Source organism: Streptomyces griseocarneus (genome assembly GCF_014655595.1).
In the GTDB taxonomy this organism is placed as follows: Bacteria; Actinomycetota; Actinomycetes; order Streptomycetales; family Streptomycetaceae; genus Streptomyces; species Streptomyces griseocarneus.
On the sequence record NZ_BNBL01000002.1, the window covers coordinates 242,476 to 256,714 of the forward strand.

General features: G+C 74.2%; 9 protein-coding genes. 7 read left to right on the forward strand and 2 right to left on the reverse strand.

Features of this window, described 5'->3' with window-relative positions; translation table 11 throughout:
- Positions 1-85 precede the first annotated feature (85 nt).
- The 6 genes from IE295_RS07005 (at position 86) to IE295_RS07030 (ending at position 9,129) form a co-directional block, all read left to right on the forward strand.
- Positions 86-2,227 carry a molybdopterin oxidoreductase family protein gene (locus IE295_RS07005; RefSeq protein WP_190062632.1) on the forward strand — a complete coding sequence of 714 codons (2,142 nt, stop codon included), beginning with the start codon at positions 86-88 and terminating at the stop codon, positions 2,225-2,227.
- Positions 2,224-3,492, forward strand: coding sequence for an NAD(P)/FAD-dependent oxidoreductase (locus IE295_RS07010; protein WP_190062633.1), 1,269 nt, complete (start codon positions 2,224-2,226; stop codon positions 3,490-3,492). The genes IE295_RS07005 and IE295_RS07010 overlap by 4 nt, the downstream gene beginning before the upstream one ends.
- A gap of 38 nt (positions 3,493-3,530) precedes the next feature.
- Positions 3,531-6,032, forward strand: a complete 2,502-nt coding sequence (nirB, locus tag IE295_RS07015) for a nitrite reductase large subunit NirB (RefSeq protein WP_190062952.1) — start codon at positions 3,531-3,533, stop codon at positions 6,030-6,032.
- The gene (gene nirD / locus IE295_RS07020) at positions 6,029-6,457 is read left to right on the forward strand and encodes a nitrite reductase small subunit NirD (protein ID WP_190062634.1); all 429 of its coding nucleotides are present in this window, start codon (positions 6,029-6,031) and stop codon (positions 6,455-6,457) included. Before nirB ends, nirD begins: the two co-directional genes overlap by 4 nt.
- 9 nt (positions 6,458-6,466) lie before the next feature.
- Complete coding sequence (locus IE295_RS07025) at positions 6,467-7,846, forward strand: nitrate/nitrite transporter (RefSeq protein WP_190062635.1); 1,380 nt, start codon at positions 6,467-6,469, stop codon at positions 7,844-7,846.
- 188 nt (positions 7,847-8,034) lie between these two features.
- Positions 8,035-9,129, forward strand: a complete 1,095-nt coding sequence (locus IE295_RS07030) for a COG1361 family protein (RefSeq protein WP_190062636.1) — start codon at positions 8,035-8,037, stop codon at positions 9,127-9,129.
- Between the two features lie 77 nt (positions 9,130-9,206).
- Here the strand turns inward: IE295_RS07030 and IE295_RS07035 are convergent, their stop codons facing one another.
- Together IE295_RS07035 and IE295_RS07040 are read right to left on the reverse strand one after the other, a co-directional pair.
- The gene (locus IE295_RS07035; RefSeq protein WP_190062953.1) at positions 9,207-10,955 is read right to left on the reverse strand and encodes a M4 family metallopeptidase; all 1,749 of its coding nucleotides are present in this window, start codon (positions 10,953-10,955) and stop codon (positions 9,207-9,209) included.
- A 425-nt stretch (positions 10,956-11,380) separates the two neighbouring features.
- Positions 11,381-11,803, reverse strand: coding sequence for a gamma-glutamylcyclotransferase family protein (locus IE295_RS07040; RefSeq protein WP_224323151.1), 423 nt, complete (start codon positions 11,801-11,803; stop codon positions 11,381-11,383).
- 64 nt (positions 11,804-11,867) lie between these two features.
- On the opposite strand from IE295_RS07040, the gene IE295_RS07045 reads away from it, so the two are divergent.
- Positions 11,868-14,234: an FHA domain-containing protein gene (locus tag IE295_RS07045; RefSeq protein WP_190062638.1), complete on the forward strand. Its 2,367-nt coding sequence runs from the start codon at positions 11,868-11,870 to the stop codon at positions 14,232-14,234.
- Positions 14,235-14,239 lie beyond the last annotated feature (5 nt).

The window sequence follows — 14,239 nt, forward strand, 5'->3', positions numbered from 1 at the left end:
CCTGGTCCCACGGGTGCGGGGCATGTGCGCCCGCGGCAATACGCCCGTCGCACCGGCGTAACGCGCGGCGGCGAGGCTTCGTGGCATGACGGCAGTTCCCCCGCCCACCGACACCCACTGCCCGTACTGCTCCCTGCAGTGCGGCATGCGCCTGCGCCCCCTCGAGCGGCCCGCCCCGGGCGCCCCCGCCGTGGCCGTCGAGGAGCGCCCCGGCTTTCCCGTCAACCAGGGCGCGCTGTGCGGCAAGGGTGACAGCGCCGCCGAGGTCCTCGCCGACGCCGCCCGCCTGCACACCCCGCTCGTGCGCGACCGCCGCACCGGCACCCTGCGCGAGGCCAACTGGCCCGAGGCCCTCGACCGCGCGGCCCAGGGACTCGCCCGGGCCGCGCGCCGGCACGGGCGGGACGCGGTCGGCGTCTTCGGCGGCGGCGGTCTGACCAACGAGAAGGCCTACCTGCTCGGCAAGTTCGCCCGCGTGGCGCTGCGCACGGCCAACATCGACTACAACGGCCGCTTCTGCATGTCGTCCGCGGCCGCCGCCCAGCGCAGGGCGTTCGGCGTGGACCGGGGACTGCCCTTCCCCCTCGCGGACGTCGCCCGCACCGGCTGCCTGATCCTGGTCGGCGGCAATCCGGCCGACACCATGCCGCCGGCCGTGCGGTACCTGCGCGAACAGCGGGAGGCCGGCGGGCACCTGATCGTCGTCGACCCCCGGCGCACCCGCACCGCCGCCCTCGCCGACCTCCACCTGCGCCCCGCCCCCGGCACCGATCTCGCGCTCGCCCTGGGGCTGCTGCACCTCGTGATCGCCGAAGGCCACGTCGACGAGGCGTTCGTGGCGGAACGCACCAGCGGCTACGAGCGCGCCCGCACGGCGGCCATGGCGCACTGGCCCGAGCGCGTCGAGGCCATCACCGGCGTCCCCGTGGCGCACATGCGCCGGGCCGTGGAGCTGTTCTGCGGCGCCCCCTCCGGCATGGTGCTGACCGCGCGCGGCGGCGAACATCACAGCAAGGGCGTCGACACCGTCGGCGCGTGGATCGACCTGTGCCTGGCCACCGGCCGGGCCGGCCGCCCCCACAGCGGCTACGGCTGCCTGACCGGGCAGGGCAACGGCCAGGGCGGCCGGGAGCACGGCCAGAAGGCCGACCAGCTGCCCGGCTACCGCTCGATCGAGGACCCCGCGGCCCGGGCCCACGTCGCCGGTGTCTGGGGCGTGGACCCGGACGGCCTGCCGGGCCCGGGGCGCTCGGCGTACGAACTCCTCGACACCGCGGGCACCGACGGCGGGGTACGGGCCCTGCTGCTCATGGGCTCCAACCCGGTCGTCTCCGCCCCGCACGCCACCCACGTCACCGAGCGGCTGCGCGCGCTGGACCACCTCGTGGTGTGCGACGTCGTGCTGTCCGAGACCGCCGCGCTCGCCGACGTCGTCCTGCCGTCGGCGCAGTGGGCCGAGGAGGACGGGACCATGACCAACCTCGAGGGCCGGGTGATCCTGCGCCGCGCCGCGCTGCCCCCGCCCGGGGGCGTCCGCACCGACCTGGAGATCCTGCACGGCCTCGCCGAACGGCTCGGCGTCGCGAAGGGCTTCCCGGCCGTCGCCGAAGAGGTCTTCGCCGAGCTCCGCCGGGCGTCGGCCGGGGGCCAGGCCGACTACTCCGGCATCACCTACGGGCGCATCGCGGCGGAGGACGGCGTCTTCTGGCCCTGCCCCGACCCCGGCGAGGGGCGGCCCGCCCACCCCGGCACGCCCCGGCTGTTCGCGGACCGCTTCGCGACCCCCGACGGCCGGGCCCGCTTCGCCGCCGTCTCCTACCGGCCGGCGGCGGAGGAACCCGACGCCCGCTATCCGCTGCGGCTGACCACCGGCCGCGTGCTCGCCCAGTACCAGAGCGGGGCCCAGACCCGCCGCACCCCCGCCCTCAACCGGGCCGCGCCCGGACCGTTCGTCGAACTGCATCCGCGCCTCGCGGACCGGCTCGGCGTCGCCGACGGCGACCTGCTGACCGTCACCAGCCGGCGCGGGCACGCCACCGCACCGGCGCGGGTGAGTGCCGGCATCCGGCCCGACACGGTCTTCATGCCCTTCCACTGGCCCGGCGCCGGCCGGGCCAACAACCTCACCAACCCCGCCCTCGACCCCGTCTCGCGCATGCCCGAGTTCAAGACGTGCGCCGTGCGGGTGGAGAAGGCGCACGCCGACACCACGGGAGAAGCCTCATGACGCCCCGCAGGATCGCCGTCGTCGGGGCGGGCATGGCCGCCGCCCGCTTCGCCCACCAGGCGCTGGCCCTCGCCGGGCCCGGCGAGCTGGACATCACGCTCTACGGCCGCGAGCCGCACGCCCCGTACAACCGCGCCCTGCTCACCGGCGTGCTCGCCGGCCGCTACGGCGCCACCGCACTGGGCCTGCCCACGGGCGGCGCCGCCGTGCGCGCGGGCGCCGAGGTGACGGACATCGACCCGGCCGCCCGCACGCTGCGGACGGCCACGGGCGAGGCGGCCCGCTACGACGCGCTCGTCCTGGCCACCGGCGCCGGGCCGCTGCCGGCGCCCGTCCCGCCGCCGCCCGCCGCGGACCGGCCGGATGCGGACGGACACCGGGCGCCGGAGCGGCACGCGCCGCGTCGCGGCGTCCACGTGCTGCGCTCCCTCGCCGACGCCGCGCGCCTGACCGAGGACGTACCGCTCGCCCGCCGGGCCACTGTCGTCGGCGGCGGGGCCCTGGGCGTCGATGCGGCACGCGTCCTGGCCGGGCGGGGACTGCGCGTGCACCTGGTGCACCGGGCACCGCACCTGATGGACCGCCACCTCGACGCCGGAGCGGCCGCCGTCGTGCGCCGCGGCCTGGAGGCGGTGGGCGTGACCGTGCTGACCGGCCGCGAGGTCACCGCCCTGCTCGGCGGCGCCCGCGTCACCGGCCTGGCGTTCGCCGACGGCGGCCGGCACGCCACCGACCTGGTCGTCCTGGCCTGCGGCGTCCGCCCCCGCACCCGCCTCGCCCGCGCCGCGGGGCTGACCGTGCGGGACGGCGTCGTCGTCGACGACACCCTGGCCACCTCGGCGCCCGGCGTCTACGCCATCGGCGACTGCGCCGAGCACCGCGGCGTGGTCCACGGCCGGGCCGAGGCCGCCTGGGCCCAGGCCGACGTCCTGGCCGCCCGTCTGTCCGGCGCCCGCCCCGGCGCCCGGTACGCCGGCTCGCCGCGGTTCCTGCGGCTGAGCGCGGGCGGCCTCCAGGTCGCCGCGATCGGCGATTCCACCGGCGATTCCACCGGCGGCGACGGCAGCCCCACCGACACCGTCCACCTCGCCGACGCCACCCGCGGCTCGTACAAGAAGCTCCTCCTGCGCGGCGACCGGCTCGTCGGCGCGCTCCTGGTCGGCGACCTCACCGGGGTCGCGGACCTCACCGCCGTCCACGAACGGAGCGAACCCGTGCCCCGCGACCCCCTGCACCTGCTCACCACGGAAGGAGCCCTTCAGTGACGGACACCCGACGGCGGCTGGTGCTGGCCGGCCACGGCATGGCCGGCCAGCGCCTGCTCGAGGCGGTCACCGACCGCGCCCCCGGCGCGTGGCGGATCACCGTCCTCGCCGAGGAACCCCGCCCCGCCTACGACCGGGTCCACCTCACCTCCTGGTTCTCCGGCACCACCGCCGAGGACCTCTCGCTGTGGCCCGCGGGCTTCGCCGCCGAACACGACATCGACCTGCGCCTGGACGACCCCGTCACCGCCGTCGACCGCGCCGCGCGGACCGTCACCACCCGCTCGGGGCACACCGTCGCGTACGACGCGCTCGTCCTGGCCACCGGATCCCGGCCCTTCGTGCCGCCCGTGCCCGGCCACGACACCCCCGGCTGCTTCGTCTACCGCACGATCGAGGACCTCGAGGCCATCCGGGACCGCGCCGCGCACACCGGCGTCGGGACCGTCGTCGGCGGCGGCCTGCTCGGCCTGGAGGCGGCGGGCGCCCTGCGGGAGATGGGACTGCACACCCACGTCGTCGAATTCGCCCCCCGCCTGATGGCGGTCCAGGTCGACGAGGGCGGGGGCGCCGCGCTGCGCCGCAGGATCGAGGAGCTGGGCGTCGTCGTGCACACCGGTGTCGGCGGACAGGCCGTCGGCGCCGGAGCCGACGGCACCGTCGACTCCCTGACGCTCTCCGACGGCCGGACGCTCGCCACCGGCATGGTGGTCTTCTCCGCCGGAGTGCGCCCCCGCGACGAACTCGCCCGCTCCTGCGGGCTGCCCGTGGGGGAGCGCGGCGGCATCGTCGTCGACACCCGCTGCCGCACCGCCGACCCGCACATCTGGGCCGTCGGGGAGTGCGCGCAGGCCGCCGACGGCCGCGTCCACGGGCTCGTCGCCCCCGCCTACGCCATGGCCGAGGCGGCCGCGGAGGACATCACCGGCGGCGACGGCGCCTTCACCGGATACGAGGCCGCCACCAAACTCAAGCTCCTCGGCGTCGACGTCGCCAGCTTCGGCGACGCCCACGGCACCGGCGACGGCGCACTGGAGGTGCTCTACTCCAACACCCGCGCGGGCGTGTACAAGAAGCTGGTCGTCGCCCCCGACGGCCGGCTGCTCGGCGGGGTCCTCGTCGGCGACGCGGCCGCCTACGACCTGCTGCGCCCCCTTGCCGCGGCCGGCACCCCGCCCGCCACGCCCCCCGAGCAGCTCGTGCTGCCCACCCCGGAGGGCGGCGCCGCGGGCCCCGTGACCCTGCCCGACGAGGCGGTCGTCTGCTCCTGCCACAACGTCACCAAGGGCGCCGTCCGCGCCGCCGTGAGCGAGGGCGGCTGCGCGGACGTGGCCGCGGTGAAACGATGCACCAGGGCCGGCACCGGATGCGGCTCCTGCGTCAGGATGCTCACCACCCTCGTCGACGACGAACTCGCCGCCGGCGGCGCCCCGGTGACCAAGGGGCTGTGCGAGCACTTCGCCCACACCAGGGCCGAGCTCTTCGAGATCGTACGGGTCAAGAACGTCACCACCTTCTCCCGCCTGATCGACGAACACGGCAGCGGCGGCGAGGGCTGCGACGTCTGCAAGCCGGTCGTCGGCTCCATCCTCGCCACCCTCAACCCCCGGCTCGGCAACTCCGTGCACATCCTGGACGGCGAACAGGCCGCCCTGCAGGACACCAACGACCACTTCCTCGCCAACCTCCAGCGCAACGGCTCCTACTCCGTCGTCCCGCGCGTCCCGGGCGGCGAGATCACCCCCGAGGGCCTCATCACCATCGGCGAGATCGCCCGCGACTTCGGCCTCTACACCAAGATCACCGGCGGTCAGCGCATCGACCTGTTCGGCGCGACCGTCGACCAGCTGCCCCTGATCTGGCGCCGCCTCGTCGACGCCGGCTTCGAGTCCGGCCACGCCTACGGCAAGGCCCTGCGCACGGTGAAGTCCTGCGTAGGGCAGACCTGGTGCCGCTACGGCGTCCAGGACTCCGTCGCGCTCGCCATCGAACTCGAACTGCGCTACCGGGGCCTGCGCTCCCCGCACAAGGTCAAGGCCGCCGTCAGCGGCTGCGCCCGCGAATGCGCCGAGGCGCGGAGCAAGGACTTCGGCGTCATCGCCACCTCCGCCGGATGGAACCTCTACGTCGGCGGCAACGGCGGCATGACCCCCCGCCACGCCGACCTCCTCCTCACCGACGCCGACCACGCCACCCTCCTCCGCACCATCGACCGCTTCCTGATGTTCTACGTGCGCACCGCCGACCGCCTGGAGCGCACCGCCCCCTGGATCGAGCGCATGGAGGGCGGCCTGGAGCACCTGCGGGCCGTCGTCGTCGACGACGCCCTCGGCATCTGCGACGAGCTCGACGCGCTGATGGCCCGGCACACCGAGACCTACGAGGACGAATGGCGGGCCACCCTGGAGGACCCCGAACGGCTGCGCCGCTTCGTCTCCTTCGCCAACGCGCCCGGCACCCCCGACCCCACGGTGCGCTTCCTGCCCGAGCGCGGCCAGATCCGCCCGGCCCGCGAGCACGAGGCGGTGGCGGCCCGATGACCGGACCCCTGGTCGAGATCGCGCCGGGCACGGGCGGCGACTGGAGGGCCGTGTGCGCCTACCACGACCTGCTGCCCGGACGCGGCGCGGCCGTGCTCGTCGACGGCCACCAGATCGCGCTGTTCCGCGACCGCGGGGGAGCGGTGTACGCGGTCGGCAACCGCGACCCGTTCAGCGGGGCCCATGTGATCTCCCGGGGCATCCTCGGCAGCCGGGGCACCGCACCGGTGGTCGTCTCGCCGATGTACAAGCAGGCCTTCGACCTCAGGACGGGAGCCTGCCTGGACGAGCCGGCCGCGCCCGGAGGGGAGCCGGCCGCGCTGCCCGTGTGGCGCGTCCGCCTCACACCGGCCGCGAGCGCGTGTGCGGGAGATGTAGCACCGCCGAACGGCGGCGCACACCGTCCGGAAACCGCCCGTTCCTAGCCTCGGAGAGTGACCACGAACCCCGCTCTCCCCGCCCTCGGGACCCCGCCGCCGGCCACGGCGGCGCGGCCCCGCCACCTCGGCGACTGGCGCCCTGAGGACCCCGCCTTCTGGCAGGCCACCGGCGCCCGTACCGCCCGCCGCAACCTCGTGTACTCCGTGCTGTGCGAGCACATCGGCTTCTCCGTGTGGAGCCTCTGGTCCGTCCTGGTGCTCTTCCTCGGGCCGGAGTACGGCATCGACGCGGCCGGCAAGTTCACGCTCACCGCGGTGCCGACCCTGGTCGGCGCCGCGCTGCGGCTGCCCTACACCGTCGCGGTGACGGTCTTCGGCGGCCGCACCTGGACCGTCGTCAGCGCGCTCGCCCTGCTGATCCCCACCGGCCTGACCGCCTACGTCCTCGAGCCCGGGGTGTCCTACTCCACGCTGCTCGCCGTGGCGGCCGTCGCGGGAGTGGGCGGCGGGAACTTCGCCTCCTCGATGGCCAACATCAACGCCTTCTACCCCCAGCGCCTCAAGGGCCGCGCCCTGGGGGTCAACGCGGGCGGCGGCAACCTCGGCGTGCCGGCCGTGCAACTCCTCGGCCTGCTGGTCCTGGCCACCGCCGGCGCCGCCCACCCCCGGCTCGTACCGCTGGTCTACATCCCCCTGATCGTGCTGGCGGCGCTCGGTGCGGCCCTGCGCATGGACGACCTGCCCCGCGTCCGCTCCGGCGGCCGGCCGCTGCGCGAGGTGAGCCGCGACCCGCACGCCTGGACGATGTCCCTGCTCTACATCGGCACGTTCGGCTCGTTCATCGGCTTCGGATTCGCCTTCGGGCAGGTGCTGCTCGTGCAGTTCCCCGGGGACTTCCCGACGCCGGTGCGGGCGGCCGCCCTGACGTTCCTCGGGCCGCTGCTGGGCTCGCTCGTGCGGCCCGTGGGCGGGACGCTGGCCGACCGCTGGGGCGGCGCCCGCGTCACGTTCTGGACCTTCATCGCCATGGCGGCGGGCGCGGCCCTGGTGCTGCTGGCATCGCACCTGGACTCGCTGCCGCTGTTCCTGACGGGATTCGTGCTGCTGTTCCTCCTCAGCGGCCTCGGCAACGGCTCGACGTACAAGATGATCCCCGGCATCTACCGCGCCGCCGCCCGCCGCTGGACGGCCGCCGGCATGGACCCCCAGGCCGCCGAACAGCGCTCCCACCAGCGGGCCAACGCCCTGATGGGCATCGCCGGCGCGGTCGGCGCCCTCGGCGGGGTACTGATCAACACCGCCTTCCGCGAGGCGTTCGGGCACAGCGGCACGGGCGAGACCGCCTACGCCGCCTTCCTCGCCTACTACGTCCTGTGCCTCGTCGTCACCCGGGCCGTCTACCTGCGCGGCGGGCGCGCGGCCGCGGCGGGCTGAAGCGGTCCGACGAGGGTGCCACGGGCGCGCCCCCGCCCGTGGCACCCCTAACGGTTTGTCACCGTCCGCGGGCGCGGACGAAATTCGTGGGATTTCCGTTCCCGGTGGGGAACCATCAGCTATGGAAGGCGCTCTCTGAGGCCAGAGGCGTACGGACGTACGGAACATCCCACATGCAGGGGCGGTAAATGACGCGAAATGTCGGACAGCAGCGGTCGTCGGTGGCTCGTAAGGCCGCCGGGAGGACCGCGGCGGCGCTGGCGGCCGGGCTGGCGCTGGTCATGGGAGCGACGGGGACGGGCCACGCGGCCCCCGCCGCCGGCGCGCGGGCGGAGACGGGCTGCGACGCCTCCCCGGCGGCGGGCAGCGCCACGGCCGCCCGGACGGCCGCGCGGGACTCCGCCGAGGCGCCGGCGCCGGCCGCCACCGGCACCGCCGCGCAGAAGGTCTCCTACAGCGTGACCTCCCAGCTGCCCATCGGCCTGTGGTCGCCCTCGAGCGTCACCCTGCGCACCCCCGTCGCCAAGGGCAAGGTCCGCCTCGACGTCGCCAGCAAGGGCTTCAGCACCGACTCCCTCTCGGTGCAGCGCTTCGACCCGCGCGGCAAGCGCTGGGTGGACCTCGACACCTCGCCGGGCGGCGGCAGCAGCCCCACCCACGGCGTCTTCACCTTCCCCGTCACCGCCAAGGACGCGAGCGCCGCCCACCCGCACACCGTGGCGCTGCGGCTGCAGGACCTCGACCGTCCCGGCACCCTGACCGTCACCGCCTCCGTCGAGGACGGCCGCGGCCACACCTACCGCGCCCCCGCCCGTACGACCACCGCCACCCGCCCCGAGGTCACGGTCGGCGGCTGGAAGCCCGGCACGGTGCTGGAGCGCGGCGGCAGCGCGCGCGAGGTCACGGTCACGGTGAAGAACACCACCAACCGCGCCTACCCGGCGCTCGCCGCCTCCTACTTCGCCTACGGGGCGGGCACGAGCCACGCCCTGACGCCCAAGGACCTGGTGCTGCGGCAGTACCGGCCCGGCCAGGGCTGGGTCCGCGTCCCGCTGCTCGCGGGCGGCTGCGACCCGGGCATGAGCGCCCGGCTGCTGCCCGCCGTCAAGGGCCCCCTCGCCCCCGGCGCCGCGGCGTCCTACCGGCTGAAGGTGGCCGTCGCCGGCTCCGCCCCCCGCGACGTCACCACCGCCGACGCGGGCGTGACGGTCGCCAACGAGGACATGTCCTTCTTCTCCCAGGAGCTGCCGTTCACCGTCCGCGCGCCCAAGGCCGCGCGGTAGCGCGACCGGCGAGCCAACGGGAAAGGCCCCCCGGGCCGCGGCGACGGCCGCGGCCCGGGGGCCCTTTTTCGTGTGCGTCAGCGCTTGGCCGCGGCCTTGGGCTTCGGCGTGTTCTTCTCGGTGACGTTCACCGCGGCCCACGCCGCGTTCACCGTCTTGTACTCCGTGCTGTCCTGGCCGTACATGTCCGCGGCGGCCTGCAGCGTGGCGACGCGGGCCTCGTGGAAGTCGGTCGTGGAGACCATGTACCGGGTCAGGGCGCGGTAGAAGATCTGCTCGGCCTTCTCCCGGCCGATGCCGGTGACCGTCGAGCCGTCGGAGGTGGGGGAGTCGTAGGAGACGCCGCCGATCGTCTTCGCGCCGCTGCCCTCGGCCAGCAGGTAGAAGGCGTGCGAGGAGACGCCGGAGCCGGCGTGGACCTCGCGGTCGTAGGAGGCCTCGTCCCAGTAGTCGACCGTGCCCTCGAGGACGTCGAGGGACGGCTTGTCCATGCGGCGCAGGAACTTCTGCTCCAGGCCGAGCTTCTCGCCGAGCAGGTAGTTCGGCTTGTTGGCGGCGTTGCCGGTCTTGAACTCGACGCCGACGCCGAAGATGTCGGCGAGGGACTCGTTGAGGGAGCCGGCCTCGCCGAACTGGTTTCCGTTCGCGTCGACGCGCGTGGGCTGGAAGTCGGCCGTGGCCTCGATGACGCCGTGGCTGAGCTCGTGGCCGGTGACGTCCAGGGCCACCAGCGGCTGCTTGAACGTTTCGCCATCGCCGTCGCCGTAGAGCATGCAGGCGCAGTCGGGGGACCAGAAGGCGTTGCCGACCTTGTCGCCGAAGTGCACGAGTGCGTGCGGGCCGACGCCGTCGTTCTTGATGCCGTTGCGGCCGAACGTCTTCTTGTAGTAGTCGAACGTGCTGGTGATGCCGTACTGGGCGTCCACCGCCGCGCTCGCGGAGTCGCGGGCGGTGCCGTTGCCCCACTTGTTGTCGGCGTCGGTGAAGGACTTGCCGGCGCCGAAGGACTCCAGCTCCTTGCGGCCCGCGTCGCGGGTCTCGCCGTCGCCGCGGCTGGGGTCCTTGAGGGTGAAGGAGCTCTTCGCGGTCTGCGTGGTGAGCAGCGGCACGTCGCCGGCGAAGATCGAGGCGCCGGTGCCGTTGGCGGGCGCCGGGAAGGCGCCGGCGGCCGGCTTGGCCACGCCGGGCGTGGTGGGCTTGGCGGCGACGCGCGGGGCGGCCTGCTGGCCCTTGGCGCGCAGCGTGGACTTCAGCCGCGGCGAGATGAAGCCGTCGCTGAGCGGGGTGCTGCTGATGACCTTGCCCGAGGCGGCGTCGACGACGACGGCCTTGGCGACGCCGGTCTCGGCGTCGCCGCCCTTGACGGTCACCTGGTACGCCAGGACGGAGGAGCCGCCGCGGGCGTCCACGACCAGCTCGGCCTTGCCGGCCGTGCCGCCGGCCGACTTGGCGGCCTTGGCCGCCGCCTCGTGGGCGCTGAGCTTCGGGGTGACGCTCGGCAGGGCGACCTTGCGGCCGTTGGCCCGGGTCACGCCCAGGTACTGCTGCTTGGCGTCGAGGTGGACGACCATGTCGGCGCCGATCACGGTGACGCCCTGGTGGACCCGCTCGAAGCGGACGTGCCGCTTGCCCTCCGGGTCGACGAGGGTGTCCTTGACCTTCAGGGTGTCGTCCGCGCCGAGGCCGGTGTCCTTGGCGTGGGCGGCCGCGGCGGAGCGGGCCGCCTTGACGATCTCCGCCTGCTTGGCGGCGCCGGCCGCGGACCGCGCGGAGGCCGCGGCCGGGTCCGAGGAGCCCGAGGGAGTGGCGATGGCCGTGCCGGCCATGGTCGCGGCGGCGACCACCGCGACGGCGACGGCCACCAGACGTCTGCGGGGCGAGGCCGATATGGAGGATGTGGGGGAATTACGCACTATTCAGCGCCCTTTGCCATCAGGGCGGTTCGGGCATGCCCGACCGCTCGCGTGCGCGCGGTGCCGTCACCAGCGACACCACGGGGACCTGTGGTCCGTGAATGACTGTGCACGCTTTGGCATGCCCATGAAAAGTGATATTAGGGGAGAAGTCGAACAATTGACCAGCTGTTAACAAAAGATCAACTGTCGGCGATCATGGGGTGACATCCCGTCCATACCGGCGGTGAAGATGCGTCACGGGGTGCGGAGGTTGCCGCGATTCACAGACTGCTTGTCATGTGAGACGACAAAAGGGTGTCTATGGGGGTGAATCGACCGCGTGGTCGCCCGGCCGGTCACCCCGTCCAGTCGCCGCCCGGCACCGTCCGGCCCTCCGCCCGCAGCCGCCGCGCCCACCGCTCCGCCGCGACGTACACCCAGCCGCGCACCGTGCCGCCGCCCTCCACCGCCACCTCGCACACGACGCGCTCGTAGAGGTTGCGCGGGTCGCCCGGCCGGTGGCCCTCCAGCTCGTCGAGGGCGGCCAGCACCTCGTCGTACGCCTCCGGGGCCACGGTGATCAGCTCGCCCCGCACCTCGCCCGCCGGCGCCGCGACCGCGTACGGATAGCCGGGCCCCTCGTACAGCACCGCGCCCCGCAGCGTCGCCGGGACCTCCGCCACCGTCCGGCCGCGCAGGAAGCGGTCGTGGTTGCGCCGCCCGGGGCGCAGCGTCCCGTAGACGAAGACGGGCAGCCGCCCGTGGTGCCCGCCGGTCACCGGTGCTCCCTTCCGCGCGGCCGCCGAAAGGCGGCCACGAGCCGTCGGACTTAGCATGGGGAACATGGGAGAGCGGTCGGTCGTGCCCTCCGCCCCCGAACTCGTCGTCCAAGCCGATGGCGGCTCACAGGTGATGAGTCCGAACCGGATCTACCACGTGGGGCGCGACCCGTCGAGCGACATCGTGCTGCAGGACGCACGCGTCTCGTGGCACCACGCGGTGCTGCGCGCGGTCGAGGACCACTGGACCCTCGAGGACACCGGCAGCACCAACGGCACCTACACCGAGGGCCACCGCGTCCAGTCCGTGGACGTGCATCCCGGCAGCGTCGTCCGCTTCGGGAACCCCTCCGACGGCCCCGCCGCCGTCGTCACCGGCGTCCGGCCGCGCCCGGCGGAACGGCCCTCGTCCGTCTCGCACCCCTCGGCCACCGGGACCTTCCGCAGCCCCACCTCCGTACGGCCGCTGCCCACCCGCACCGTACGCATCGGACGCGGCACCGACAACGACCTGATCCTCGACGACCTCGTCGTCTCGCGGCGGCACGCGGAACTGCGGGCCCTGCCCGGCGGCGGCCACGAGATCGTCGACCTCGGCAGCCACAACGGCACCTACCTCAACGGGGTGTCCGTCCGGCGCGGCCCGGTCCTGCCCGGCGACATCATCGGCATCGGCCACTCGGCGTTCAGCCTGGTCGGCGGCCAGCTCCAGGAGTTCGTCGACACCGGTGAGGTGTCCCTCGACGTCCAGGAGCTGTCGGTCCAGGTCGACGAGGGCCGCAAGACGCTGCTGGACGACGTCTCGTTCCCGGTCGGCGCCAAGTCGCTGCTGGCCGTCGTCGGCCCCAGCGGTGCCGGCAAGTCCACCCTCCTCAACGCCCTCACCGGACTGCGCCCGGCCGACCGGGGCACCGTGCTCTACGACGGCCGCGACCTCTACCGCGACTACGCGGAGCTGCGCGCCCGCATCGGGCTCGTACCGCAGGACGACATCCTGCACACCCAGCTCACCGTGCGCCGCGCCCTGCGCTACGCCGCCGAACTGCGCTTCCCCGGCGACACGGCCCGCTCCGAACGCGCCGCGCGGGTCGAGGAGGTGATCGGCGAACTCGGCCTCGAGCAGCGCGCCGACCAGCCCATCCACAGCCTCTCCGGCGGCCAGCGCAAACGGGTCAGCGTCGCGCTGGAACTGCTGACCAAGCCGTCCCTGCTCTTCCTCGACGAGCCGACCTCCGGCCTCGACCCGGGCATGGACCGCTCGGTGATGACCACGCTGCGCGAGCTCGCGGACGACGGCCGCACCGTCATCGTCGTCACCCACAGCGTCCTGAGCCTGGACGTCTGCGACCGGCTCCTGGTGCTCGCCCCCGGCGGGCGGACGGCCTTCTACGGGCCGCCCGGGGAAACGCTCGGCTTCTTCGGCTTCGACGCCTGGCCGGAGGCCTTCGAGGCGTTCGAGAACGACAAGGACCGGGACTGGGCAGGGGAGTACGGCACCTCCCCGCTGCACCAGCAGTACGTCGCGGCGGCCACCGAGCAGCCGCGGCCGGCCGCGCCGGCCGCCCCGGGACAGGCCCCCGAACCGGTGAAGGCCCAGAGCTGGACCTCCCAGCTGTGGACGCTGATGCGCCGGTACGTGCGGGCGCTCAGCGCCGACCGGACCTTCCTGGCCATCATGATCGCGCTGCCGATCGTGACCGGCGCGATGGCCCGGCTGTCCGCGGGCACCCGGTTCACCGACTCGGACAAGGCCAACCAGGTCATGCTCATCCTGTGCGTGGGCGGCGTGCTGACCGGTGCGGCCAACTCCGTGCGCGAGCTGGTCAAGGAACGGGTGATCTACCGGCGCGAGCGTGCGGTGGGCCTGTCCAGATCCGCGTACGTGATGTCGAAGATCCTGGTCCTGGGTGCCATCACCGTGGCACAGGCCGTCGTCCTGTCCCTGGTCGCACTCGGCGGGGTGGACACCCGCGCGCCCGGCGGCAACGGCGTGCTGATGCCGCCGCTGATCGAGATGACACTGGCCGAGGCGGTGCTGGCGTTCACCTCCATGATGCTGGGCCTGGTGGTGTCGGCGCTGGTCAGCAGGGAAGAGGTCACCATGCCCCTGCTGGTGCTCATCACGCTGGTGCAGGTCGTCTTCTGCGGCGGGATGATCGAGCTCCACAACAAGCTGGCCCTCGAACAGCTGGCCTGGCTGGTGCCGTCGCGCTGGGCGCTGGCGGCCATGAGCGGGACGATCGACATCGCACGCATCCCGCTGGAGGGCGGCCGGCTCCCGCCGCCGGGCACCGAGGCCGACCCGCTCTTCGCGCACTCCGCCGGCACCTGGCTGCTGAACATGAGCATGATGTTGGTGCTGTCCCTCGTCCTCGGCCTCCTGGTCGTGCGCCTGCTGCGCCGCCATGAACCGGCCGTCATGCGGAAGTGACGGCC

What these genes read in the sequence shown, in the direction of transcription:
- IE295_RS07005 (WP_190062632.1), top strand. Translation starts at nt 86, where the DNA reads ATGACGGCAGTTCCCCCGCCCACCGACACCCACTGCCCGTACTGCTCC.
- IE295_RS07010 (WP_190062633.1), top strand. Translation starts at nt 2,224, where the DNA reads ATGACGCCCCGCAGGATCGCCGTCGTCGGGGCGGGCATGGCCGCCGCC.
- nirB (WP_190062952.1), top strand. Translation starts at nt 3,531, where the DNA reads ATGGCCGGCCAGCGCCTGCTCGAGGCGGTCACCGACCGCGCCCCCGGC.
- nirD (WP_190062634.1), top strand. Translation starts at nt 6,029, where the DNA reads ATGACCGGACCCCTGGTCGAGATCGCGCCGGGCACGGGCGGCGACTGG.
- IE295_RS07030 (WP_190062636.1), top strand. Translation starts at nt 8,035, where the DNA reads ATGACGCGAAATGTCGGACAGCAGCGGTCGTCGGTGGCTCGTAAGGCC.
- IE295_RS07035 (WP_190062953.1), bottom strand. Translation starts at nt 10,955, where the DNA reads ATGGCCGGCACGGCCATCGCCACTCCCTCGGGCTCCTCGGACCCGGCC.
- IE295_RS07045 (WP_190062638.1), top strand. Translation starts at nt 11,868, where the DNA reads ATGGGAGAGCGGTCGGTCGTGCCCTCCGCCCCCGAACTCGTCGTCCAA.